This is a genomic window from Flavihumibacter sp. UBA7668, assembly GCF_002483205.1.
GTDB lineage: Bacteria > Bacteroidota > Bacteroidia > Chitinophagales > Chitinophagaceae > Flavihumibacter.
This window is the reverse complement of the sequence record NZ_DLHM01000001.1, coordinates 678,257-703,690: the sequence shown is the minus strand read 5'-3', so window position 1 is coordinate 703,690 and position 25,434 is coordinate 678,257. Positions and strand designations below refer to the sequence as shown.

29 protein-coding genes are annotated in these 25,434 nt (G+C 42.8%); 18 read left to right on the top strand and 11 right to left on the bottom strand.

Going from position 1 to position 25,434, the window contains the following annotated elements:
* Window positions 1-5 precede the first annotated feature (5 nt).
* The 8 genes from B2746_RS03025 to B2746_RS02990 are packed head-to-tail and all read left to right on the top strand — an operon-like array spanning window position 6 to window position 10,033.
* Window positions 6-1,301, top strand: a complete 1,296-nt coding sequence (locus B2746_RS03025) for an efflux RND transporter permease subunit (RefSeq protein WP_290790872.1) — start codon at window positions 6-8, stop codon at window positions 1,299-1,301.
* The gene (locus B2746_RS03020; protein ID WP_290790870.1) at window positions 1,298-3,232 is read left to right on the top strand and encodes an efflux RND transporter permease subunit; all 1,935 of its coding nucleotides are present in this window, start codon (window positions 1,298-1,300) and stop codon (window positions 3,230-3,232) included. The genes B2746_RS03025 and B2746_RS03020 overlap by 4 nt, the downstream gene beginning before the upstream one ends.
* Entirely contained in the window at window positions 3,216-4,472 is a 1,257-nt protein-coding gene (locus B2746_RS03015; RefSeq protein WP_290790868.1) for a TolC family protein, read from the top strand. Before B2746_RS03020 ends, B2746_RS03015 begins: the two co-directional genes overlap by 17 nt.
* Entirely contained in the window at window positions 4,450-5,661 is a 1,212-nt protein-coding gene (locus tag B2746_RS03010; protein ID WP_290790867.1) for an efflux RND transporter periplasmic adaptor subunit, read from the top strand. Before B2746_RS03015 ends, B2746_RS03010 begins: the two co-directional genes overlap by 23 nt.
* Complete coding sequence (locus tag B2746_RS03005) at window positions 5,661-6,866, top strand: efflux RND transporter periplasmic adaptor subunit (RefSeq protein WP_290790866.1); 1,206 nt, start codon at window positions 5,661-5,663, stop codon at window positions 6,864-6,866. The genes B2746_RS03010 and B2746_RS03005 overlap by 1 nt, the downstream gene beginning before the upstream one ends.
* An 8-nt stretch (window positions 6,867-6,874) precedes the next feature.
* Window positions 6,875-7,414, top strand: coding sequence for a DUF3347 domain-containing protein (locus B2746_RS03000; RefSeq protein ID WP_290790864.1), 540 nt, complete (start codon window positions 6,875-6,877; stop codon window positions 7,412-7,414).
* Between the two features lie 6 nt (window positions 7,415-7,420).
* Window positions 7,421-7,987, top strand: a complete 567-nt coding sequence (locus B2746_RS02995) for a DUF2911 domain-containing protein (protein ID WP_290790862.1) — start codon at window positions 7,421-7,423, stop codon at window positions 7,985-7,987.
* A gap of 6 nt (window positions 7,988-7,993) precedes the next feature.
* A complete protein-coding gene (locus tag B2746_RS02990) occupies window positions 7,994-10,033 on the top strand; it encodes a copper-translocating P-type ATPase (RefSeq protein ID WP_290790860.1) in 2,040 nt (679 codons plus the stop codon).
* A 22-nt stretch (window positions 10,034-10,055) separates the two neighbouring features.
* Here B2746_RS02990 and B2746_RS02985 read toward each other — a convergent pair whose 3' ends face one another.
* On the bottom strand, window positions 10,056-11,171 hold the full coding sequence (locus B2746_RS02985) for a PepSY-associated TM helix domain-containing protein (RefSeq protein WP_290790858.1): 1,116 nt from the start codon (window positions 11,169-11,171) through the stop codon (window positions 10,056-10,058).
* Window positions 11,172-11,191: 20 nt separating this feature from the next.
* A complete protein-coding gene (locus B2746_RS02980) occupies window positions 11,192-13,561 on the bottom strand; it encodes a TonB-dependent receptor (RefSeq protein ID WP_290790856.1) in 2,370 nt (789 codons plus the stop codon).
* 143 nt (window positions 13,562-13,704) lie between these two features.
* On the opposite strand from B2746_RS02980, the gene B2746_RS02975 reads away from it, so the two are divergent.
* From B2746_RS02975 to B2746_RS02935, 9 genes are all read left to right on the top strand, one after another.
* Window positions 13,705-14,238 (top strand): hypothetical protein, encoded by a 534-nt coding sequence (locus tag B2746_RS02975; protein WP_290790854.1) that lies wholly within the window; start codon window positions 13,705-13,707, stop codon window positions 14,236-14,238.
* A gap of 112 nt (window positions 14,239-14,350) precedes the next feature.
* A complete protein-coding gene (locus B2746_RS02970; RefSeq protein WP_290790852.1) occupies window positions 14,351-15,115 on the top strand; it encodes an SDR family NAD(P)-dependent oxidoreductase in 765 nt (254 codons plus the stop codon).
* 21 nt (window positions 15,116-15,136) lie between these two features.
* Window positions 15,137-16,054 carry a helix-turn-helix domain-containing protein gene (locus tag B2746_RS02965; RefSeq protein ID WP_290790850.1) on the top strand — a complete coding sequence of 306 codons (918 nt, stop codon included), beginning with the start codon at window positions 15,137-15,139 and terminating at the stop codon, window positions 16,052-16,054.
* A 258-nt stretch (window positions 16,055-16,312) separates the two neighbouring features.
* A complete protein-coding gene (locus B2746_RS02960; protein ID WP_290790848.1) occupies window positions 16,313-16,951 on the top strand; it encodes a Crp/Fnr family transcriptional regulator in 639 nt (212 codons plus the stop codon).
* Window positions 16,952-17,055: 104 nt separating this feature from the next.
* Complete coding sequence (locus tag B2746_RS02955) at window positions 17,056-17,703, top strand: NADPH-dependent F420 reductase (RefSeq protein WP_290790846.1); 648 nt, start codon at window positions 17,056-17,058, stop codon at window positions 17,701-17,703.
* Window positions 17,704-17,775: 72 nt separating this feature from the next.
* Window positions 17,776-18,228 carry a YybH family protein gene (locus tag B2746_RS02950; protein ID WP_290790844.1) on the top strand — a complete coding sequence of 151 codons (453 nt, stop codon included), beginning with the start codon at window positions 17,776-17,778 and terminating at the stop codon, window positions 18,226-18,228.
* Between the two features lie 66 nt (window positions 18,229-18,294).
* Window positions 18,295-19,206, top strand: a complete 912-nt coding sequence (locus B2746_RS02945; RefSeq protein ID WP_290790842.1) for an alpha/beta fold hydrolase — start codon at window positions 18,295-18,297, stop codon at window positions 19,204-19,206.
* Window positions 19,207-19,255: 49 nt separating this feature from the next.
* Window positions 19,256-19,933, top strand: coding sequence for a hypothetical protein (locus B2746_RS02940; protein WP_290790840.1), 678 nt, complete (start codon window positions 19,256-19,258; stop codon window positions 19,931-19,933).
* A 40-nt stretch (window positions 19,934-19,973) separates the two neighbouring features.
* A complete protein-coding gene (locus B2746_RS02935; protein WP_290790838.1) occupies window positions 19,974-20,333 on the top strand; it encodes a nuclear transport factor 2 family protein in 360 nt (119 codons plus the stop codon).
* Window positions 20,334-20,444: 111 nt separating this feature from the next.
* On the opposite strand, the gene B2746_RS22795 is transcribed toward B2746_RS02935, so the two are convergent.
* The 8 genes from B2746_RS22795 to B2746_RS02900 form a co-directional block, all read right to left on the bottom strand.
* Window positions 20,445-20,597, bottom strand: coding sequence for a helix-turn-helix domain-containing protein (locus B2746_RS22795; protein ID WP_414655277.1), 153 nt, complete (start codon window positions 20,595-20,597; stop codon window positions 20,445-20,447).
* 94 nt (window positions 20,598-20,691) lie between these two features.
* Window positions 20,692-21,039, bottom strand: coding sequence for a hypothetical protein (locus tag B2746_RS02930; RefSeq protein WP_290790836.1), 348 nt, complete (start codon window positions 21,037-21,039; stop codon window positions 20,692-20,694).
* A gap of 214 nt (window positions 21,040-21,253) precedes the next feature.
* Window positions 21,254-21,505, bottom strand: a complete 252-nt coding sequence (locus B2746_RS02925) for an ATP-binding protein (protein ID WP_290790834.1) — start codon at window positions 21,503-21,505, stop codon at window positions 21,254-21,256.
* A gap of 64 nt (window positions 21,506-21,569) precedes the next feature.
* Window positions 21,570-22,709, bottom strand: a complete 1,140-nt coding sequence (locus B2746_RS02920) for a glycosyltransferase (protein ID WP_290790832.1) — start codon at window positions 22,707-22,709, stop codon at window positions 21,570-21,572.
* Between the two features lie 60 nt (window positions 22,710-22,769).
* A complete protein-coding gene (locus tag B2746_RS02915) occupies window positions 22,770-23,336 on the bottom strand; it encodes a Crp/Fnr family transcriptional regulator (RefSeq protein WP_290790830.1) in 567 nt (188 codons plus the stop codon).
* Between the two features lie 122 nt (window positions 23,337-23,458).
* On the bottom strand, window positions 23,459-23,608 hold the full coding sequence (locus B2746_RS02910) for a hypothetical protein (protein ID WP_290790828.1): 150 nt from the start codon (window positions 23,606-23,608) through the stop codon (window positions 23,459-23,461).
* 28 nt (window positions 23,609-23,636) lie between these two features.
* Window positions 23,637-23,930 carry a class I SAM-dependent methyltransferase gene (locus tag B2746_RS02905; RefSeq protein WP_290791047.1) on the bottom strand — a complete coding sequence of 98 codons (294 nt, stop codon included), beginning with the start codon at window positions 23,928-23,930 and terminating at the stop codon, window positions 23,637-23,639.
* The gene (locus B2746_RS02900) at window positions 23,897-24,055 is read right to left on the bottom strand and encodes a hypothetical protein (RefSeq protein WP_290791053.1); all 159 of its coding nucleotides are present in this window, start codon (window positions 24,053-24,055) and stop codon (window positions 23,897-23,899) included. The genes B2746_RS02905 and B2746_RS02900 overlap by 34 nt, the downstream gene beginning before the upstream one ends.
* A gap of 143 nt (window positions 24,056-24,198) precedes the next feature.
* Between B2746_RS02900 and B2746_RS02895 the strand changes: the two genes are divergently transcribed.
* Window positions 24,199-24,777: a hypothetical protein gene (locus B2746_RS02895; protein ID WP_290790826.1), complete on the top strand. Its 579-nt coding sequence runs from the start codon at window positions 24,199-24,201 to the stop codon at window positions 24,775-24,777.
* A 32-nt stretch (window positions 24,778-24,809) separates the two neighbouring features.
* Here the strand turns inward: B2746_RS02895 and B2746_RS02890 are convergent, their stop codons facing one another.
* Window positions 24,810-25,421 carry a DUF7151 family protein gene (locus tag B2746_RS02890; RefSeq protein ID WP_290790824.1) on the bottom strand — a complete coding sequence of 204 codons (612 nt, stop codon included), beginning with the start codon at window positions 25,419-25,421 and terminating at the stop codon, window positions 24,810-24,812.
* Window positions 25,422-25,434: the final 13 nt, after the last annotated feature.

The window sequence follows — 25,434 nt, the reverse complement described above, 5'->3', positions numbered from 1 at the left end:
TATTTATGGTTCATCGAATCATTGAATGGTCGCTCCGAAACCGCTACATCGTACTGGTTTTGGCTACCGGCCTGTTTATCTGGGGACTTATCTCCGTTAAGAAAAATCCCATTGATGCAATTCCCGACCTCTCCGAAAACCAGGTGATTGTGTTTACAGAATGGATGGGTCGAGCACCACAATTGATTGAAGATCAGATTACCTATCCCCTCGTCACCAACTTGCAGGGATTGCCACGCATCAAATACGTTCGTGGCTCTTCGATGTTCGGCATGAGTTTTATCTACGTGATTTTTGAAGACGAGGTGGATGTCTATTGGGCCAGGGAACGTGTGCTGGAAAGATTGAGTACCATCAGCCGAACCCTGCCGGAAGGCGTAGTTCCTCAACTGGGTCCGGATGGTACCGGTGTAGGCCATATTCTCTGGTACACTCTAGATGCGCCAGATATGGACCTTGGTGAACAGCGCGCCATCCAGGACTGGTATGTAAAATATGCCCTGCAGAATGTACCGGGAGTAAGCGAAATCGCATCATTCGGCGGCTTTCAGAAACAATACCAGGTTACCATCGATCCGAATAAACTCCTGTATTATAAAATCCCGCTCTCCACTGTTATCGCGGCAATTCGTGCCAATAACAATGAAAGCGGCGGTCGCAAATTTGAAATGAGTGATATCGGCTATATCATCAAAACCGTTGGCTACCTGAAATCCATGGATGAACTGGGTGCTATTGCTATTGCCAATCAGGGCGGAATGCCGGTCCGCATTTCTGATATTGCCACTGTTCAAATGACCGGAGAAAGCAGGCTGGGCATCTTTGATCAGGATGGTGAAGGGGAACGGGTTGGCGGTATTGTGGTAATGCGATACGGTGAAAATGCTGCAGCGGTTATTGATGCAGTGAAAGCCAAGATGCAGGAAGTGGCCAAAGGCCTGCCCGAAGGAATGAGTTTTGATATTGTGTACGATCGGGGAGAACTCATCCGGGAATCTATCGACAGTATCCAACATACCCTGATAGAAGAAATGATCGTAGTGTCACTGGTGGTTATCATCTTTCTGTTTCACTGGCGAAGCGCTCTCAGTATTATTATTCAGATTCCGATCACCATTGCTGCCAGTTTTATCCTGCTTAATGCGTTTGGTATTTCTTCCAATATCATGTCGCTCACAGGAATTGCACTTGCTATCGGCGTAATTGTAGATAATGGCATCATCATGAGTGAAAATGCCTACAAACACCTGGCAGAACGATATGCCGACTGGCAAAGAACCCATCAATCAGATGCATCATGAAAAGACTAAAAAATCTATTTAAAAAATCACCCGACTGGATAACTGAAGAAGAGCGCATGCAGGTGATTGAAAAAAGCAGCAAGCAGGTGAGTCGTGGTGTGTTTTTCGCCACCATCATTATCATCACTTCCTTTTTACCGGTATTCATGCTCACCGGACAGGAGGGAAAACTCTTTCATCCCCTTGCTTTCACCAAAACATTCATCATGATCATGGATGCTTTATTGGTGATTACACTGGCGCCGGTTCTGATCTCCTTTTTTATGAAAGGAAAATTTCGTCCTGATAATGCCAACCCCGTTAACCGCTTCCTGGAGAAAATCTATACGCCTATAATTAAAGGTGTTCTCAACTGGCGAAAGACCACCATCGCAATCAACATCATTGCCCTGGTAATTACCATTCCCCTGCTCAAATCGGTGGGCACTGAATTCATGCCTCCACTGGATGAACAGAGTATTCTTTTTATGCCGGTTACCCTGCCGGATATCAGCAATGGAGAAGCCAAGCGCATTTTGCAGGTTCAGGATAAAATCATCAAATCAGTACCCGAAGTTGATAAAGTATTAGGTAAGGCCGGTAGAGCCAATACGGCTACGGATAATTCTCCTATCTCGATGATCGAAACCATCATCATGCTGAAACCAAAATCGGAATGGCGTGTAGGCATTACCAAAAATGATATCATCAAAGAACTGGATACAAAACTTCAAATACCAGGCGTGGTAAATGGCTGGACACAACCCATCATCAACCGGATCAACATGCTCGCAACCGGCATTCGGACAGATGTAGGTATTAAAATCTATGGCCCCAATCTGGATTCCATAGCCGCTGCCAGTGAACGCGTGAAATCAGCACTGGAAGGCACCCCTGGGGTGCAGGATTTATATGTTGAGCCTATCACCGGGGGTAAGTATTTATCCATCCAGATAAATCGGGAGGCACTCAATCGGTATGGACTGAATGTAGCCGATGTAAACCAGGTGGTAGAGTTTGCTATTGGTGGGGCTGCAGTCGGACAAACGATTGAAGGTCGGCAGCGATTTAGTATCAATGTACGATTAGCACAGGAGTATCGCAACAGCCTGGATCGCATCAGGCGTATTCCCTTACAAAGTGTAACATTTGGTGAATTGCCCCTGAGTGCTGTGGCAGAGGTGAAACTGGAAGAAGGTCCGCCTATGATCAGTTCTGAAAATGCACTCCTGCGTGGAGCAGTACTGTTTAATGTGCGGGATCGTGATCTGGGTAGCACTGTCCAGGAAGCCATTGCCAAAATGAATGCTGCCCGGGGTATCCTACCCGAAGGTTATTTCCTCGAATGGAGCGGACAATATGAAAACCTGCTACGCGGCCAACAAACATTGTTGTGGATTGCACCAATTGTTTTAGTTATTATTTTCTTCTCCCTCTATTTCGCTTTTCATTCTATGCGGGAAGCATTTCTTAGCCTGATCACCGTTCCCTTCGCGTTAATTGGTGGTGCGTATGCCATCTATTTCTATGGCGTGCATCTCTCTGTTGCCGTAGCTGTTGGTTTTATTGCACTCTTTGGGATTGCTGTAGAAACAGGTATTGTAATGGTGATCTACCTCAATGATGCCATGCAACAACTGGTGAAAGCAAAAGGCAATAGCAGCGAAACCATCACACGCGAAGATCTCCGGCAATATGTGATCATGGGTGCCGCCAAACGTTTACGTCCCAAACTTATGACGGTTTGTGTATCCTTGTTTGGACTCATTCCGGTGATGTGGGCAACCGGCGTAGGTACCGATGTGATGAAGCCAATTGTACTACCCATGATTGGTGGTGTGATTACTTCCTCTACACATATCCTGTTGGTGACTCCCCTGATCTTTTTGCTAACCAAAGAGTATGAATTACGCAAATACGGTAAACTGGAAATTTATGATGCATCGCATTAAACATATACTGTTCACTTCACTGGCTTTTGCATCAGTGTCGGTTGTTGCCCAGGATACTGCAGTACTGCGGCTGGATACCATCCTGGCAAGAATTGAACAATCACATCCGCTGCTGCAATCCTATGGCTTAAAAGCCGAAGGGTTTAAATACAGTGCAGAAGCTGCTACAGCCTGGATGGCGCCGATGGTGGGATTGGGAACTTTTATGACCCCATATCCTTTTCAGAAAATTATGGAAGACCGCGACAAAGGAAATATCATGCTGCAACTGGAGCAGGATATTCCGAATGCCGCTAAACTCCGAACAAAAAAAGCCTATATCGCATCCCAGGCAGATGGCCTCCTCGCAGAACGTGGTGTAAGCCTGAATGAACTCAGGGCACAAGCGAAAACACAATACTACAGCTGGCTGATGGCTTTGGAAAGAATCCGGGTATTGGACGAGGCGATTGTGCTGATGGAGATGATGAAGAAAATTGAAGAGATTCGTTATCCCTACAATCAATCGACCCTGAGTGGTGTGTTTAAAGCGGAATCCCGGGTGGAAGAAAACCGGAACATGAAACGTATGTATGAGGGGGAAATTCTAAAAGCCCGGGCATGGTTAAATGCATTGATGAACCGAAAGGGGACGGAGTTTTTCCTTATTGACACAGCGCTGGCCACGCGTTTTACGCCGCAATTGGTTTTCGATACCCTTCAACTGGCTGCCAGTAGAAAAGACATCGCCCGTATGAATGCCGACATCAACAGCATGCAATTGGGCATTCACTCCATGCGCCAGGAAAAGAAACCTGATTTCCGTATTCGCTTTGATCATATGACCCCCATCAGCAGCATGATGCCCAATGCCTTCAGTGCAATGGGTATGGTAAGCATCCCCATCGCTCCCTGGAGTAAACGCATGTATAAAAATGAAATCAGGGCAATGGAACTGAATGTACAGGCGATGCAGAAAGAACGCGAAGCCATGTTGCAGGAAACACAGGGTATGTTGTATGGGATGCAGTCTGAAATCCTTGTGATGCAAAAAAGGATAGAAAACTTTGGAACCAAAGTGATACCGGCTTTGGAAAGAAGCCTGGATGCAGATTTTCAACTTTACCAGGAAAATAAACAACAACTCGCAATTGTGATTGCCGATTGGGAAGCCCTGGTGATGATGAAGATGAACCTGGTGGATGAAAAATCCCGTTTGTATAAAATGATCGTTGATTATGAAAAAGAGCTCTATAAATAATGCGTTGTTGACCGGATTACTGTTCCTGGTGGCCTGCAAAGAGCCTAAACAGGAATACAGCAGGCATCAAACGACTGTTTCTCCTGACACCGGATTAGTGGCGCTTGCGAAGCCGGTGAATGAACGGGTATTGTCTGATATGCGCAGTATCAAAGCTGAACGGGGAACAAAATTGTATATGGTTTCGGTACCCGGACTCATCACCTACGATACCCGGAAACAGGTTTCCATAGCAGCAAGGGTAGCAGGAAGAATTGAGCGTTTATATGTGCACTATAACAATCAACCCGTACAAAAGGGACAATTGTTATGGGAACTCTATTCACCGGACCTGGTGGCTGGTCAGCGCGAATTATTACTCTTACAACGTACAGGCACGGAGCCTGCTTTATTTGAAGCGGCAAAAAGAAAATTACAATTATTGGGCATGTCTCTTGCTGCGATTCAAAAGGTGCTGGCTAAAGGCGAACCCATGTACCGGATTCCGGTGTATAGTCCGGCTACCGGCTATATACTGGATGTTCAGAGCTCAGCAGTACCTTCTGCTCTTACCCTAAGCAGCAGTAGCATTGGAGGTGGAGCAGCTGGTATGGCCGGGATGGGCGGTGAAACTGCTGGCGGGTCAACTGAAACTACAGCTACTACAGCACCAGCAACAAGCTCCCTGCTGGTTCGGGAAGGACAATACCTGAAAAGCGGACAATCAGTGTTTACGATCTATCAAAACACCGAACTTGTAGCTGAATTTGCTTTTGCTCCTGCGATTAGCAAAGTTCCGGTGGTTGGAAAGAAGCTGCTGTTTTATCCGGTGGGCGATTCAGCCAATGCAAAAACTGGCACCATTCGGTTGATCCAACCGGTTTTTAAAGCCGGACAAAATTTCACACTCACCCGAATGAATATACCTGTAAATGAATATCGTGTGGGACAACTACTCCGGGCTGAACTGGCCGTTGCAAGTACAGAAGGCTGGTGGCTACCCAGGGAAGCCGTGCTCGATTTGGGAAACAGATCCGTAGTATTTCGCAAAGAACAGGGACTTTATAAACCTGTCACAGTGCAAACTGGTATCCGGGCTAACGGTCATGTACAGGTACTGGAAAATATTTCAGATTGGCTGTTGGCCTCCAATGCATATTACCTGGTGGATAGCGAGAGTTTTATTCCTGACACAAAATTGAACAACTGATGAAACGGAAAAATTTTATCAAATGGACAGGGTTGGCGGTGTTATCGCCACTGGCAGTTTTAGAATCCTGCAAAGAAAAAGGTGATAAAGCTGCTACAGCAGTCGCAGTAACTACTTATACCTGTCCCATGCACCCGCAAATTGTTCAGACCAAAATGGGTACCTGTCCCGTTTGCGGAATGGATTTGGTAGTATTTGATAAGAACAATAAAGAAGCTGCCCTTACACTCAGTAAAGAACAGCAATTGCTGGCCAATATAACCACCGTTGTAATTGGAGCAGGCAGTATGGAAAACAGCACCCGATTGAATGGCCGTTTGGTGGTGAATCCATCGAATACAGTCTATGTGAGCAGCAGGGTTGCAGGAAGAATAGAAAGTTTGTCAGTGAAGGAAACCGGAGCACTTGTGCAAAAAGGGCAAGTCCTGTACCGGATTTATGCTGAGCAACTACTGGCCCTGCAAAAAGAATATCGCCTGGCAGTGGCACAGGCCAAACAGTTTCCTGCAGACCGGCGCTTCCAGGAAATTGAAGGAGCAGCCAGACAAAAATTATTGTTATACGGACAAACACCTGCACAGGTTGCGCAAGTAATCAACACGGAGCAGGATAATCCTTATGTTTATTATTATGCTCCTGCAGCTGGAGTGGTGGCAGAGTTGACAGTATCCGAAGGGCAGTATGTGGTAGAAGGCAGTCCGATTTTAAAACTGGAAGATTATGGAAAGCTTTGGGTAGAAGCGGATCTCTATCCGGGTGAAGCTTCAACAATCAGTAAGGGCCAGACAGTACAGGTTGTCATCGCTGGAAATGAAGCTGAGAAATATTCTATGAAAGTGGAATTTCTGGAACCGGTACTGCAAGCAGGAACGCAACTGCTGACCGTGCGTGGAACCATAAAAAATACCAACCGGCAATTTCAACCGGGCATGCCTGTTCAGGTAGTACTGAATAGGGGCAGTGCATCCGAACTGCTACAGCTTCCGCTGGCAGCTGTGATTCGCGATGGCCAATCCGCCCATGTATGGGTACAGGCTGCTGCTGAAAAATTTGAACCCCGGGAAGTGAAAATCGGAATGGAGAATACGGATACTATAGTTGTATTGGAAGGGTTGGACGAAGGGGAAAAAGTGGTGATATCCGGGGCTTATCTCCTGTATAGTGAATACATTTTGAAAAAAGGCAAACATCCCTTACACAGTTAATGATAGTTATGAACTATTTAAAAATGCTTTTGCTACTGGTTGTGCTGGCCAGCTGCAAGCAATCGACAACCAACGAACAAACAGATTTGGCACACGCGAAAACGGATACAATAATTGTTGTAAAAAAGGCAGCTTCAATACCATTGCAACTAAAGAATCGGACCGATGAAATCCTGCTCGAACCTTATTGGCTATTGCAGGCTGCTTTGGTTGAGAGCAATGCATTTGGTGCACGAAAAGCCGCCTTATTATTGGTAGAAGCTGCCCAACAAGTTAAAAACATGCCAGCCATTGAAGAGAATGCTGCAGCCATTTTGCTGGAAGCGGATCTGGAAAAACAGCGTTACCATTTTTCCCTCCTTAGCCAGGCGTTAATTAAACTGGTGGAGTCAACTGGTATTCAGGAAGGAGCAGCTTATGTGGCATTTTGTCCCATGGCAATGGATGATAAAGGAGCCTACTGGCTCACTCCAGAAAAAGAAATCATCAATCCCTATTTTGGGGTATCTATGTTAAACTGTGGATCAATTGAAAAAACTATACAATAAATACAAATGAAAAAAATCCTTTTATGTTGCCTGGTTTTTGCAGGTCTTCAAAATGTAGTGGCCCAGTCTTCCAAAGAGGGAGAAGTTTGTTACAATCCCAACCTGATAAAAGACACTACTAAAAAAAGTATTAAATCCAAAACGGTGGCAATGATCGGGTCGGATAGCCTTTCAATCACCTACCATTCTCCGGGAGTGCGCAAGCGAGTGATCTGGGGCGGACTGGTGCCTTATGAAGAAGTATGGGTAACTGGTGCACACGATGCTACCCTGCTGGAAATTCCAAAAGCAATTGAACTAAGTGGTAAGGTGCTGGCTCCGGGCAAGTATGCCATCTTTTCCATTCCTGGCAAAAAGGAGTGGATCATCATAATCAATAAAAACTGGCAGCAGCACCTGGCTTCTGAATATGATCAGGCGGATGACATTGTGCGTATTAAAGTTAAACCGAAAAAGCAGGGTTTAACTGAGCGGCTACAATACACCCTGCAATACCAGGAGCAAGGAGGCAAAGGAACCATCAGCTGGGCCTGGGAAAAACTCGCCTGGGAAATTCCATTTACACTAAAATAAAATACCATGGACCATTCCAACCATCATCATCACCATGACGACCACCAACAGGAACCAGATAAGCAGCAAAAAACGGTTCAGGTGGATGAACATGCAGGGCATCACACGGAAGATTTCCTGAAACGATTCTGGATTTGCCTGGTGTTGACAGTACCGATTTTACTCTTGTCGCCAATGATTCAACATTGGTTGAAATTCGACTGGAGATTCCAGGGGGATCAGATTATTGTACTGGTGTTGGGGTCTGTTTTGTATTTCTATGGAGGCGCCCCTTTTCTCAAAGGATTGGTGAGGGAGCTAAAGGCAAAAGATCCGGGAATGATGACCCTTGTAGGTGTGGCTATTACCACTGCTTTTTTATACAGCGTAGCGGTGGTATTGGGCTTGGAAGGCATGGATTTTTTCTGGGAATTGGCAACACTTATTGATATCATGTTGCTGGGACATTGGCTGGAAATGAAATCGCAAATGGCAGCATCCCGGGCGCTGGAATCACTGGTAAAATTGCTTCCTTCAGAGGTTCACCTGGTAAAAGATGAACAGGTAATTGATATACCCTTATCTGAATTGAAAAAGAATGATCTGATGGTGATCAAACCCGGTGAAAAAGTGCCGGCCGATGGAATGGTGGTAGAAGGCTATTCAGCTGTTAATGAAAGCATGCTTACTGGTGAAAGTGTTCCGGTGGTGAAGGAAGCTGAAATGGAAGTGATTGGTGGATCCATAAATGGAGATGGCGTATTGAGGGTAAAAGTTACAGGAACAGGAGAAGATAGTTATTTAAATAAAGTGATTCGCCTGGTTGGTTCGGCGCAACAATCCAAATCAAAAACACAACATCTTGCTCACCGGGTGGCTAAATGGCTGACCCTAATTTCGCTGGCTGTAGGAATTGGTACCTTCTTCTTCTGGTTTGGTTCAGGAGCTACCCTTTCCTTTGCTTTGGAAAGAATGGTAACGGTAATGGTTACTGCATGTCCGCATGCATTAGGAGTAGCTATCCCTCTTGTGGTTGCCATCAGTACCTCCATGGCTGCCCGTCAGGGATTACTGATCCGTAACAGGACAGCTTTTGAGAATACACGTCGTTTGTCAACCATTATTTTTGACAAAACGGGAACAGTAACCGAAGGTTCACATGAAGTGGCTCAATTAATTCCTGCCGGTTCCCGCTTTTCAGCAGATGATTTATTGATATATGCGGCCGCAGTGCAGCAAAATTCTGAACATCATATAGCCCGTGGCATGGTAAGCGCATTAAAAAAGAAAAATCTTCCATTGAAACCATCAAAAGAATTTCAATACAGGCAGGGAATTGGTGTTTCAGCTATTGTTGATGGCAAAAAAGTTTTTTCGGTTGGGCCAAATTATTTCAGGGAAAATAAACTGGGAACTCCAGCCATTCCCGACTCAGTAGATCAGGCGATGGAAACGGTTACTTTTTTACTAATTGATGATGAATTGGCTGGTATGATTACTCTTGGAGATCAGTTGCGAACAGGTTCTGTTCAGGCTGTTGAAGCACTGCATGAAATGGGAATCCGGACCTTTTTACTCACAGGAGATAATGATAATGTAGCAGCATCCGTTGCTAAGAAATTGAAGATGGATGGTTATTTGGCTAATGTACTGCCTCATGAGAAGCAGGAAAAAATTAAGTCCTTCCAAAAAAATGGAGAATTGGTTGGCATGACTGGTGATGGAGTTAATGATGCGCCTGCATTAGCACAGGCGGATGTTGGTATTGCAGTTGGTTCAGGTACGGATGTAGCTGCAGAAACAGCTGATATCATACTTGTAAACAGTGATCCGCGTGATGTAGTAAGTTTAATTCAATTCGGAAAAGCAACGTATCATAAAATGATCCAGAATCTGGCATGGGCGGTTGGATATAATATCATCGCTATTCCATTGGCTGCCGGTATATTGCATCCAAAATTTGTTCTAAGTCCGGCTATTGGTGCTGTACTGATGAGTGCCAGCACAATAATTGTTGCGTTCAACGCACAGTTATTGAACCGCAATTCGAGTATAAGAAAAAATTAAAGTATGGCCGTATTGTTCCAGTTTACGGATGAAAAGTTTGTATAACCTGCTTTTTGCGTCGCTTCCAAAGCAGAAAACCCGTGATTGGCAGGCTGGAAATTAGAAGGGATGAGAAAAAAGCAATGATTCTCCCTGGTAATCCCAGAATAGCGCCCGTATGAATGTCATAGTTCATCCTTCTTACATAATCAGCAGGAACAGCCGCATTTTTATAATTGCCCCAAATATAATCTCCTTCGATTTCTTCGCCAGTTGCTTGATTGAAATACCGGAAATCGGAGCGATATATCTGATGAAGGTCCGGATTGCCTCTTAATAAAATGGGACCGTTTGAATCGGGTGGCACTACCAGGATAAAGCGTTTGTATGCGGATCTGTTTTGTTGCGCATTTTGCCAAACCTTATCAATAGCAGCATGGAAACCGGAAGTTTTTCCCGAAAGGAGATGATCATTGGAACCAGTTGGCGCTTTTTCAGCTATTACGGAACCGGCAGCTCCGGTTACTGAATAGACGAGTCGGGCAAACCAGGGGAAGCTGAAATTGAGACCCGTAATAACAAATAGTATCCCGATCCAGCTGCTATAAAATCCAACCGTACTATGCAGGTCATAACATAGTCTTCGGGGCGAAGCAGTCCATTTAATCCGGAACCGCTGTTTCTTCGCAGCATTGTTTCTTGGCCACCAAAGCCATATCCCGCTAATGATCAGAAAAAGAAAGAGGAGGGTAGCACTGCCCGTAATTAGTTCACCGTTGGGAAGAAAAAGTGTTCGGTGAAAATAAAATAATTGTTGAACCGGATCGATCCCAAGGTTCTTATCTTTTAAAATGCTACCATCCACCGGATTCAGAAAGAGTGCCCGATCTGCGCGTTTTTCATGATAGTACACAACCTCAATAGCTTTGCCTGTTTCATGATAATAAATCCTTCCGGGTTTTCTGTCAGGAATGCGTTCTACACAGTATTTCAGAATGACGGACGGAGGTAGTGCCAACCCGGAATCTGCTGTAGTTTTCCGGTAGGGTTGAGTTAAAGTTTCAAATTCCGGTGCAAAGCAATACAACGCACCACTGAGCGCAATTAAAAAAACAATTGTGCCTGTGATAAGTCCCAGACACAAATGTATCGTTTTCACTATTTTCCAAACTGTGGCATTTACCATTTGATATTCAGGGTAAGTCGGAAACTTGCTCCTTTTCCTTTAGTAAAACTATCATTAAAAACGCCGTATTGTGATCTTGCCGTATAATAATTTTCATTTAACAGATTTTCAATGCCAAGTACAAGTGCAGTGGAAGGATTCAATACATAATTCATTCGAAGGTTAACAATATTGTACGGCTTAACCGGGCCCTGATAGGGATTATAGTTTCCAGTATTGTTCAATTCAAATTTATCTCGTCTCATTACACCAATATATTGCAAAAGGGTATTGAATTTTCCGGGAATAATGTCGAAGTCCACTTCACCACTTATTTTTGGAGCAGCAATTCGCTGTCCGCCAAGGTAACTGTCTTCTGCATCATCGTAGTTTCCATTATCATTAATATCAGTTTTTCCTTCTACATAACTGTAAGAAAGTCCGGCGTTCCAACGGGAATTAATTTTCGCATTGGCAGCCAGTTCAAATCCGTAAATTCTTTCCGGTGTTCTTTGAACCACGAATTCACCATTCCGATACACACTGCTTGCCCCCAGTTCTGATGTACTGATATATGCATTGGCTTCAAAACGGAGTGTATTCCATTTGCTTACAAAGCCCGCTTCATAATTATTAATGATGACAGCTTCGGTATTGATCTGTGAAATTTTATCTGCTCTGGCTGCTCTCAATGCCAGCCCAATATCGGCTACACTGAAGCCTTGCGAAAAACTGATAAATGGAGAGAAATAGGGAGACAGGTTATAACGCAATCCTGCATTAAAAGTATAGGCATTATAATTGAGCTCGCCACCTTCCACGTTTTTACTGGGGGTTACTTCGCCTGTTTCCCTGTTTTTTACTGGTAGGGTAGCATAATCATCTACACCAATGCTGACCTTTTCAAGGCGAACACCACCTTTTACTACCAGGCGGTCCAACAGATTAAGTTTTGCCTGTACAAATGGCGCAAGATTCATCATGTCCATTTCAGGCACCCAGATTCTTCCATCTACCAATGGCTGGGATGTAATATCATTTTGAATATCCAAACCATAGGTGAGGCTGGCATCCATTGAATTCAGGGGGATGGGTGTATTAAATACAAAGCGCAGGCCTTTTTTCCTGGAGAGAATTCTCGAAACACCCCCATCCACAAAAGTCTCGGAATAAAAGAAAACATTATCAACAGATTGGTAATAGAGATCCACATCATAGCTGGTGTTAAGCATACCGGTAGTACCGGTAAACTGAAGACTGGCATTATGATTTCCGCGAACTCCCTGTGATACACCACTTCCTTCACCTGGAACTGCACTGGTTTTTATACCCTGAGAATAGTTCCCGTTTTCAGTGATATAATTGGTTGACTGCAGACTTTTGAAATAGTTATAACTGAATTGAACCCGGTGAGTTGGTTTGATCTGGTACCCGAGTTTTAAAAATGCGTTATAAGAATCTGTTTCGCCAAGACCGTAAACCGGAGGCAATACATCCCCTTCCGCATCTTTTAATTCACCGGTCTGTTCAAAAACTCCGCTAATGGTGTAATCGAATTTTCCTTTTGATCCATAAAACAATTGGCTAATCCTTCCACCCATACTATTAGGTAGTTTAACCAGCGATCCGGTAAGGCCGATGGATGTCTGGCTGTTAAATGGTTTATCAGATATTGCTTTTCTGGTGATATAATTGATTAATCCGCCGGCGGCTCCATTTCCATAAATAGCGGTAGCTCCTTTAACTACTTCCACACGTTCGATAACGGATGGATCCAGTGCACGCAAATCCATACCACCGTTTCTTAGAGGGGTGGATTGTGGGACGCCATCCACCATAATCAACATGACCCTTCCTCTAAGAGTCTGACCAGAATTGCTGCTGAGCTCATTATCTGGTGCGAGCCCGGTTACCTTATTCCCCAGGATCATACCCAGATTAGTTGAAATGCCGATGTTTTTTTCCAACTCCTTTCTGTTTATTATGCTAATGGCAGATGGGACCTCATCCAGCGTTTCAGGTGTTCTTCCTGCAGAAACGATAACTTCTTTTAACTCCGCATTCTGTTGCTTTGCTTCAACTTGCAATTGCAATGTTGATCCTGCGTTTACGGTGATTACCTGACGTATTGTAATGATATTGACTCCTTCAATCAATACAACTTCTTCGCCAGCGGGTAATCCTGTCCAGCTGAATTTTCCGTTGGAATCAGTCAGGCCGACTTTTTTAGCTTTTTCCAGACGAACGGTAATGCCTGGAATCGGTTTGCCTTCAGCGTCCTTCACCAAACCTTCTATAGCACCGGTTAATTCACTTTGAGCAAATAAATAAATGGATGTGAATATAAAAAGAGTACAAATTAAAAATTGCCGGAATACGTACATTTTCAGTTGAATTTTGGCTTGCGAAGCTAGCGCTGGAAAACAGACCATTGTTATATAATCAGGAAATGTATTTACGAATTCGGGAAAAATTAGGAGATACTAATCAAAATAAAATACCGTTATATTTATTTAAATCCCTGAGAATGAAAACTGCGCTATATTTTTTAATTGGTATATTACTGGTTATTCCATCTTGTAAAAAACTGGCTGAATTAACTCAATTCAACCTCAATTACAACACAGAAACAACTATTCATGCAGGTCCTGCATCCAATCTCCCTTTTGATGTGTTTACTCCGGAAATTACAACGGCTTCCGAGACTGAATATGAGGGTCGGAAGACCAATAAAAATCTGATTCAATCGATTGTAATTCGAAACCTGGTTTTGAAAATTAAAGAAGATTCCGGAAGAACCTTCGATTTTCTAAACAGTATTAAGATTTATATTTCAACCAATGGGAAACCAGAACTTCTAATCGCCTCGAAAGACGCTATTCCTGATACCATTGGCAATGAATTGACCCTGGATTGCACTACTGAAGAATTAAAAGATTATCTGATTCAAGACAAATATAAACTACGGCTGGAAGTAAAAACAGATAAGATCTTAAATCAGGATATCACTATACTAATACAATCTATATTTCGAGTGGATGCTAAAATTCTAGGATTGTAATTTTTTACTATTCCCCTGCTCTGACATACAAAAATGACTTCAAGAACCTGTGATTTGGATACAAACCGCAGCTTGAATCGTTTCAATTTTGTACCCTAAAGTTTACAACACAATGAGTACAAAAACTAAAATCGCTCTGGTAACCGGTGGCAGCAGGGGATTGGGGAAAGACATGGTGCTGAACCTTGCCAAAAAGGGGAATGAGGTTATTTTCACCTACAACAGTAATAAATCAGAAGCCGACAGCGTGGTGGAAGAAGCAGCGGCAGCCGGCTCCAAAGCAACAGCATTTCAACTGGATATCAGTAAAATGAGCAGTATCGAAGCGTTTGTAAATGAAGTTACCACGCACTTAAGTGAACAGCTTGGAGCTCCCAATTTTGATTATTTAATCAACAATGCCGGCACAGGCATATATGGGTCTGTGTTTGATACAACGGAAAAAGCCTTTGATAACATGATGAATATCCATTTTAAGGGGGTCTATTTTTTAACGCAAAACCTATTGCCATTTATGAATGAGGGAGGCGGTATTGTTAATATATCATCCGGTCTCACCAGGGTTAGTTTCCCCAATGTATCAGCCTATGCAAGTATGAAGGGAGCTGTGGAGATCTATACGAAATGCCTGGCAAAAGAATTGGGAAGCAGAAAAATACGCGCCAATGTAGTGGCACCGGGTGCTATTGCCACTGATTTTGGAGGCGGCTCCAACAAAACAGATGAAAACAAACGAACTGCAATTGCGGGCTTAACAGCGCTGGGGCGTGTTGGCGTACCGGAAGATATCGGCGGAGTGGTTGCTTTTTTATGCACACCAGAAGCCGGTTGGCTGAATGGGCAGCGCATTGAACTTTCAGGTGGTATGGCTGTTTAATAGATGTAACTTTGTTGTAGCATGAGTACTAAAATTCATCGGATAAAATCCATTGCAGACTTTCATAAAATGAAGGGCCTGCCTGCACCACTCCATCCGCATATCAGTTTTTTTGATTATAGTAAAATTGAATGCTCCAAAGAAATAAATCACAAGAATTTTATTTTTGATTTCTATCATATTTCCTGCAAGAGATCTAAGGGCACCAACTACAAATATGGCCAGGGACAATATGAAGTTGGTGACGGAGTCATGTTTTTTATTGCTCCCAATCAGGTGTTTGGAATAGAACCCATTCAGGAACTTGCTTCACCCAAGAGTGGCTGGGTGCTGATGATACACCCTGATTTTTTATGGAACAGTTCCCTGGCTAAAAGTATTAACCGGTATGAATTTTTTGATTATGCGGTGAACGAAGCCTTGTATCTAAACCCAAAGGAAGAAGATATCTTAAGAATCCTGGTGGAAAATATAGAGCAGGAATACCATACGAACCTGGATAAATTTAGCCAGGGTATCATTATATCGCAAATTGAAACCCTGCTTAACTATTCTGAACGGTTTTATGAAAGACAGTTCATAACACATAAAAAGCAAAGTCATGAAATATTGACCAGGCTTGAACAAAGTTTGGATAGGTATTTTGATGATGATACGCTGATAAGTATAGGATTACCAACCGTTCAAATCATAGCAGCGGAGCTCAACCTGTCGCCGGTGTATGTAAGTAATCTGCTCAAATCTTTAACAGGGTTAAGCATGCAACAGCATATCCACGAAAAATTAATTGCTAAAGCAAAAGAAAAATTGTCCACTACCAACCTGACAGTAAGTGAGATTGCGTATGCGTTGGGCTTTGAGCATAGCCAGTCCTTCAGCAAACTGTTTAAGAATAAGGTTGGGCAAAGTCCGGTTGCGTTTAGAGCCGGATTTAATTAAAAGCTCATTCACCTGGCGTACCAATTGTAATCCGCTTAGGTATTTCCTCCCCTTTTTCTTTTGCCTCTTTAACCTGCTGAAAGTAGAGCCGCACCAGGCTGGTGTAAAATTTGTTGCCGCATCTTTTAAATATATGGAAAGAGTTGGAAAGATGGTTGAGCAACCCATAAATAAGCGGTGATTTTGCGTATCTTACTTACTTTTGGTCTTCTAAAGGTACATTGTTTCACAAAACTCATTCAGGTCAAACTTTTCCGTTTGAGTACTCCATACGCTTTCAACAACACAATGACTGAAAATAGTTTATTAAATACGATTGAACCCCTGCTGCATTATTTTGACGGCTTAATCCCTTTAAACGAAAAAGAAAAAGGGTTAGTAGGAGAAAAATTCCGCCCACGTCTGTATCGTAAAAAGCAGTATGTGCTACAGGAGGGGGATGTGTGTACTCAGTTTTATTTCATTGTTCGTGGATGCCTTCGCATGTATAAGATAGACGACAAAGGAGCCACTCACATTCTACAGTTTGCTCCGGAAAATAACTGGATCAATGACCTTGGGAGCTTTCATCAAATAAAACCCTCAACACTTAATATTGACGCTTTGGAAGACACGGTTGTCTTACAAATTAGCCATGCTGACTTAATCTCTCTATATATGGCCGCGCCGAAGTTTGACCGTATATTTCGGGTCCTTATCGAAAATGGCTTTATTCAGCTTCAGGAAAGGCTGTTACAGAATATAAGCTCAACAGCCGATGATCGCTACCAATCTTTTCTCGCTAATTATCCGCATTTAATTAACCGCCTTTCACAGGTTCAAATGGCTTCCTTTTTAGGGATTACACCTGAGTTCCTAAGTAAACTGCGCAATAAGCGTAGCAAGCAAAAACCTTAATCTACATTAAGACTATTTCTTAAACCAGTTCATTGGAGCAGGGGTACTAATTGAGTGAGATTTGCACTTACAAACAATTAGTAACAAATAAAAAAGAAATAGTCATGAGTTCAAAATCTAAAGTAGCCGTAATCGGTCTTGGCAATATCGGCGGAGCCTTAGCAGCAAACCTGGTAAAAGGAAGTCGTTCAGTTATCCTTGCAGACCGTACCTATGCAAAAGCCGAAGCTTTAGCGAAGGCTTTGGGCAGCATGGCACAGCCAGCCGAAATCCCTGCTGCAATCAAAGAGGCGGACATTATCGTTCTGACCATCTATTTTAATCCTATTCAAGAATTCCTGAAGCAGTATGCAACAGAACTTGAAGGAAAGATCATCGTTGATCCTTCTAACCCCATTGCTCCTGCAGAAGGTGGTGGGTTTAAAAAGATCATAGGCGAAAAAGAGTCCTCAGGTCAAATTCTCTCAACACAACTTCCAAAAGATGCCAAACTGGCGAAAGGATTAGGTACGCTGGGCGCCGCTACACTTGGTAGCGCTGCTCATCAGTCGCCAGCGAATGTATTGTTCTATGCAACTGATGATGCCAGCATCAACGCAGAGATTGAAGATCTGATTCGTGATAGTGGCTTTGAGCCTCTTCGTATCGGTGGCTTAGACCAATCCGTACGTATCGAGGTCTTTGGTGACTTGCACGAGTTCGGTGCTCTGGGAAAAGTAGTTACACTTTCTGAAGCGAAAGAGAAAATCTAATTAGCAACTATCAAATACCAGGTTTTCTTACGGTCCAATCCTGTATTAAACACTCAATCAAAAACAATCAACATGAAAAAATTACTGTTCGCATTTACGCTAATCGTTTCCACATTTTTAATAAGCCAGACTGCCAATGCTCAGTCTAACCAAAAGGCAGAAATTGAAAACCTACTTTTTGCTTACCGTGATGCACTGAATGCCTCAGATGCAAGTAAAGTGATCGCACTATATACAACGGAGGGTGTTTTACTTGCTAATGCAGCCCCAACCGCTGAAGGTGCAGCAGCGGTAATAGGAACCTACCAATATGTTTTTGACAACTTTAAGTACAATCTTGATTTTACGATTGGTGAGATTGTTGTGAATGGTAACTATGCGTTTGCTAGATCTACTTCCAAGGGTTCTTTTGTCATCAACGCAAGTGGTCAAACAATGCCCGACGAAAATAGAGAACTGTTCGTTTTGGAAAAGGTAAAAGGAGAATGGAAAATTGCACGTTATATGTATAACAAAGCAAAGTAAGGCAAGGAGTAAAAATTTGGTACTAACCATTCAAATTACTATTGGATCAAAACTCAAACAGTCCCAATGATGAAATACGAAAATTATATTATTGCTTCGATGGTTTTCTTGCATTTATTACTCGGCGCATCAAAAGTATCCCTCGGTCAGGCTACGTTTAGCCAGCAAGGAACTATTGAAAAGTTGAGGTACTTCATGCAGTCTCCAGGTATGCCAGCCAGTACAATTTCATATGGTAATAATTCTACTGCTGGTAGATATGTAAGGTCTGATGATGCAAGAATCTACTATGAAGTGTACGGCAAAGGAAAGCCTTTCGTGGTTTTACATGGTGGCATCGTTGGTTCCCCTTACGAAATGGGCCAATTCATTGACAGCCTTTCCAAACGGAACCTGGTAATTACTATTTCCACTCGGGGGCATGGCAAATCAGAAATGGGATCAGGTACACCTACCTATGAGAAAAAGGCCGATGATGTAGTTGCCGTTATTAGTGCTGTTACCAAAGACAGCGTGACCGTGTTGGGATTTAGTGACGGTGCCTATACGGGCTATTTTCTGGCCGCGTTATATCCCGAAAAAGTAAAGAAGTTAATTGCTATAGGAGCAGGCGAATGGAATAGCGGTTTTCGAACTTTCAATAATGCAAGAACTGCACTCTTCGGTGCGGATAGTCTTTACTTCAGTCAGCAACTCAAATTACGACCGGAGCCAAAACGATTTGACGATTGGCTCAGTGGTTTAAATGATTATTATAACTCGATTAGCATCGGCAAAGAAACGCTCGGTAAAATTCAGTGCCCGGTTCTGGTAATGGCTGGCGAACGAGACGAGAATGCACCGCTAAAGACTGTCATTGCTGCTTACGAGATGCTCCCACAAGCACAGCTAAGCATTATACCTGACGCACCTCATCCTGTGTTTTTGATTAACTTTCCGGCTGTGTGGACAAGCGTCACACCTTTCCTGAAGCAATAAGAATTTGAGCCCTAACTATTCTGCCATAAGTTCATTAAGAATAAATGCCATGAGATATACAATTTTTACAATAAGCCTGCTTTTGCTCAGCAGCTCCCTTGATCTGAAAGCACAAACTCTTCAGTTTGAAAATTTTGAGGTTACTCCCGTCAGTGTTTACTCTTCAAAAGTTAAATTGATGGGAAAGGAATCGTTGAAAGTTGTGAAAGATTCATCGGTAAAACAATTTGACGAACCAACTTTCATCCGAATTAATGACATCGATTTTAGAAATGGAATAATTGAAGTAAAAATACTGAGTCGATTGTTGAAGAATGCTCCTGAATTTGCAAGAGGTTTTATTGGTGTTGCCTTCCGTATTAATGACAGCAATACAAGGTTTGAGAGTATTTATGTTCGTCCAACCAATGCAAGAGCAGATGATCAGGTTCGACGAAACCATTCTATTCAGTACTACTCCTATCCTGATTATAAATTTGACCGGCTTCGAAGAGAATCGCCGGAGAAGTACGAGTCCTATTCGGATCTGGAAATGAATAAATGGATTACGATAAGGCTTGAAGTAAAAGACGCAATGGTTAAATTATTTCTCAATGGAAGTAGTCAGCCTTCTCTGGTTGTGAATGACTTAAAGCATGGAGCAAATGCTTCCGGTGCCATTGGCTTATGGGTGGACGTGGGAACAGAGGGGTATTTCACCGACCTGACCATAAAAAAGCAAGAGTAGACAACATCTTGTTATTGTCTTAATGAAATAAAACTATCAAATGCTAACGAACGATAAAACAACAAAGGATGTATTAATTCATCATTTAACGGCCTTTGGCGATAATGATTTAGACGAAATCATGAAAGACTATATGAGTGAGTCTGAGGTACTAACACCGGACGGTCCATTAAAAGGGCTGGCCGCCATTCGTAATTTCTTTGCTGATTATTTCATTGTAATCCCTACCGGCTCCGCATTTGAAATGAAACAACTGATAGTGACGCACAACGTTGCCTACGTGGCATGGACCAGTGAATCTGCTGATACAAAAATACCAATCGGAACAGACACCTTTTTTCTGGAGGGCGAGAAAATCAGATTTCATACAGTAGCTGATTATCGGATAAGGAAACTATAAGCTAAACTGCAAAAGCTCAGGATTACATTTCTCCAGCGCAAGTGGCGGAAACAGGAAAAGCACCAGGGGTAAAGATCAAATTGTGGCAGACCTATTAAGTTAGAAACAAAATTATGCTGTCTCAAGAAGGAAATTCCCATCTATTTTTAGCTTCTCGTGGAGCTTTTTAACAATTGCCAGATTAAGTTTCTTTTTACCATTGATGATTTCGCTGACAGTTGAATTTGGAACTTCTAAGAGTTCGGATAGCTGTGCGCGGTTCAGTTTGTTTCCTTTTCTGTCAGGTTTCCAAAGCCTTTTTCGATTAACCCTTCAATCTCTGCCAGTGCAGTGTGGTATTGTTTGTTAGTTGTGATTTTCATAAACCTATTGTTATGCGATTTGGAATTTCCTCCCCTTTTTCTTTTGCCTCTTTAACCTGCTGAAAGTAGAGCCGCACCAGGCTCGTGTATAATTTGTTGCGTGTAACATTCAGGAAGAGTTGGGCGGCATCTCTTTTTGCCGGATCATCAATAATATCTTGTGCCAACTTATTTGCCGTAGCCATCAGCTGGTTATTCTGCAATTGTTTCTCCGTTCGCTTTTTTCGCTTATCCCTTTGCGGGAGCATACAGATCACGGATTTGTTGCCGTATCGCTTTAATACAAACTGATCGCCCAGTTTGCCGCTGAAATCCTTCAGGATGGAGGTTGTACTACTGGCCATAGGTGTAAAGGTTTGGTGTATCGTCATAAGATAAGTAATGAAAGCTTAATGTCAAATACTTAATATATATTTTAATGAGTATTTAATGGCTTATTATTGGTTTTATACCCTAGATAAACCCTACAAATACCCTAAAAAAACCCTATGAAAACCCTAAGATGACTATTGCTTAGTACTTGCATTAGTGGGGTATAAACAAATCGTTACCTAAGCTTCAAAACCTGATACTAAACACCGTTTCTCCCGGCTGAAGCGAATTCAGTGAAAACCGGAAACCATGGCTCACCAGCACTTCTTTTACCAGGGTAAGCCCAATGCCCTGTCCGTCTTTTTTGGTGCTGTAAAAGGGGGTGAAGAAGGCCTGTTCGCTGCCAGGTTCCAGTCCGCAGGTTTGTAAACCCCGGCCGGTATCGGTTATCCGTAATTCGCGTAGTTGCCGGTGGCTCCTCCGGTAAATGGTACTCAAATTGAATCTGCTCCTGCGTTGCTTTTGCCTGCGCCACCAAAGCGTTTGATATCGGATAAGCGCTTTACAACTGTTTCCTCAATTCAGACAATGGATAAAAACTATTGCGCCAATTGATACCCCTGAGATGCTCAGTTAAAAGTGTTGACTGGATGATGATATATACCATGATCAATCCGGCAAAAGGAATCATCAATGCATGCCACCATTTTGCATGTATTCCTTTTTTGCCATAAAGCAGAACCACCTGAGAGGCGATAATTGCCAATCCGATCCAGTGATAAGGAGCTCCCGAACTTAAAAATAAAGGTACCGGCAAGGCAAGAATCAGAAAGCTAAGAATGGCTGTACTCATTGCCTCCAGGAACCTGTAATTGTATACGGAATACATATTTTTCATCAGTCCGTTTACAAAGGCAGGCAGACTGCTGTACCAGGCTAGACTGATTTCTTTTTCTCCATACAATATATCCTGTTTACCTCCGGCCCGTTTGATGCGTTCGCCCAGTTTCAGGTCATCATCCGGACGCAAAGAGATCATAAGATGGGTGCCTGCTTTTTCATAGGCAGATCGTTTTACCAGATTAAATGCACCCACCCCCATGGAGGAAGGAGATGCCGGATCTGAAATTGTCCAGGGTTTTAGTTTGATATCCAGCATGATGGCGAATACATTCATCACCGACACAAACAAAGAGGAAGGGGAAGTGATTTCAGCCAATGCAGTAAGATGGTCAAGTTGTTTCTGTTTAATATAATGCATTGCTTTTTCTAAGGCCTGCGGTGCAAACTTTACATCTGCATCTGTAAAAAGGAGCCAGTCTTCGCTACTGGCGCAATAGCCTTTATACAAGGCATGATTTTTTCCCATCCATCCGAGCGGCAATTCGTCTATTGTAATTGTGGTGATTAAAGGGTGCCTTGCTGCCATGCGTTGCAGAATTGCCGCTGTACCATCTGTTGAACGATCATTAACAACAATTATCCGGTAGTTTGGGTAAGATAAGCTGCACACAGTTTGCAGCGCATCTTCCAGTTCCTTCTCCTCGTCTTTTACAGCTATTATAATTGCAACAGATGGCGCTACAGAGAGCTTGGGCGATAGATCTTTCAGGAAAAGGATTTTCCTTGTATTAATGAGGAGTAATATGGTTATCCCAATCCATAAAACCAGCAGTAAAATGGCATATATCAGTAGTATCATGCTGCAAATCTAGATTGGGTTGTTGGTTTTGAATTTGATCTAAGCTCAAATAATGGGATCTTATTTTTTTGCTCTTATCCGGCTCAGTGTTTCCTGACTTACTCCCAGGTAGGAAGCGATGTATTTCAATGGTACCCTCCTTATTACTTCGGGATATTGTTCGAGCAGCAGGGCATAGCGTTCGGGTGCCGTTTTAAAGCGCTGGTCAATAAAACCAGTTTGCAGTATAACAAGGCTCTGCGAAAGAACTCTGCCATTCAGCAGACTCATATCATGGTGTTTTTTGCAAATGTCTTCCAGGTGACTGCGGGTAAGGATGAGGGTATCTGTTGGTTCCAGGGTTTCCACACATTGCGGACTTGCAATACCACCAAAGAAAGCAGAAAGAGAGCAGGCAAACATATTTTCGAACATAAACCAGTCTGTATATTCCTTGTTCTCATGGATATAATAGGCCCTTAGTGCACCATTAAGAATGAAATATAACCGGTCGGATAACTGTCCCTCTCTTACCAGGATGGAGTGAGCCGGATAATGTGCTGCTGCAATGCATGCATCTATTTCGGCCATTGTTTCTTTACTGAGGGGAAAGATAGAATTAAGTGCCGCGAAGAATTTCTCTTTCATAAGGGAAAGATAAAACCTACAGACTTCTGAATTATACCCTTTTGGGTACAATGGCCTAATATTTAGTTCTTTTATACCCTTTGAGGTATAAAATGATGTAATGTATTAATAGCAGCAACTTCTTAAACCTTCACCGTCACTAATAAAAAGATAGCAGGAATAAAAGTACTGGTTGCTGAAGAACCTTGATTCTGACTGCTAAATAATTCTTCCAGTTCCTGTAGCAGGGATGCGGCTTTTTCGTTTTTTTCTGCTGCTTCAAAAGCATCCATGGTTGGACCAAAATAGGTCTTAAACCGATCAACAAGTCGGGATGGGGGGAATGGTGCTTTCTACTCCCCAGAGCATGGGACTGATAAATCCCTCCGGAGGGGGAGGCGTATAGGATGAACTGATTTTCAGAATCTGTGCCACCAGGGTGGGGTCTCCAGGAATCCAGTTGCCCATTACAATTTTACCTCCGGGCTTTGTTACCCGTACCATTTCATGGGCAACATCCTGTGGCCTTGGGGCAAACATTGCCCCGAAAATGCTAACCACCAGATCGAAAGAGGCATCGTTCAGGTCAGACAGCCTGCTGGCATCCCCTTCCAGGAAGGAACAATTACCAGTGCTTCTCCACTTTCGTGCATGGTTGCAGCAATTTGGGTAAAATCGCCTTTTTCCCATAATTGTTTATTTGGGTTAATCGGAGTTTTTGTGTCGATGCCTGGTTCCATATAAGTTGATTTTAGGATGATGGAATAAAGCTAGCTGGTTACAGCTAAGAGGTTTTTACTTATCCGTTCAAAATAATGCCTGTACGGGTCAAAAAAAGTCGCATTTCCTGCTAATTTCAGTAAATTGATAGGGCAGGACTTGTATGATTAACTTTTACGAAAGCGTTCTTCAGCACCAGGGGTATTATCGCCAGTTCACCTGCAGCGATTCCCTGGTTACCATTTTTAATTGCCCATTGGAAGCCCGGCTCATGAAGTCGAAGTTTTCAGGTGCCTGGAGTCAGTATAACTATTTGTTTTATGTGATTGAAGGAACCAAGATCTGGCATACAGCGCAAAAATCCTATACGATTGGAAATGAAACCTGTGTTTTTGTACGCAAAGGTGCCTGGATCTTTGAAAACTTTCTCGATAAAGGGTTTTGTGTTGTGCTGTTTTTTATACCGGATAAGTTTATTTGTGATACGCTGAAAACAAAATCAAAGCCATTAAATAGCTCCCGGCAAATAGTAGAACCGGTTATGATTCTGGAAAAGAGTGCTGCATTAACCGGATTTTTTCTTAAGGAATTGATTCTTACCATTGCCGATAATCCGGCTAATGCAGAAATCCTTTCCTATTTCTGTTCCTTATTGCATGAGCCGCAGCATCTTTCTTTGCAGCGTGTTATGGAAGATAATTTCTGCTTCAACCTGAAACTGGAGCAGTATGATTTCATCTAACCCCGTCTTCTTTCCTGAAGGAAACGCAATAGTTAATGTCTGTATAATACCAAAAAACAGGTGCCGGAAGCTGCAAACTGTCCATTTATTGCGGATTGTAAGCGAATACCTAATTGAATTTCTTTATCAGGCAGGAAGTCGAATAAATTGCCGGTTTCTAAAAAACTGCGTTCGTTATAGAGCTTACTCGTTTCAATCAAACTATTGGCAATAGCCACTCCATCCGTAAGGTTATACAGTTCAATTCTGGATGTATTGGTAGTTTGTCCAACATACGGATTGCCAATTAATGTAATGGAATCAACACCAGGATAATAATTTTTATTGAACTTAATAAGATCCCCTCCCATTACAGGTTGCGTATTAGTAGTATTAGCGGCAAAATTCAGCGGTAACACAATCTGTTTGTCACCCATCGAACTCTGACCATTACACACAGGGTAAGAACTGTTTATTTCAACCTCGTCTAAAACTCCGTTTCGGTTTTTATCAATACCGGTGCTGAGGGTTATTCCACCTGCCGGACAAGTGGCGCTGGCCGGCAACTCTTCTACTTTAATTAAGCTTTGAAGACCAATTTTTCCTTCTTTTTTACAGGAATAAAAACCAACAATCAATACCAGGATTAAAAAACTGTACCGCATGTATGTTTAGGAT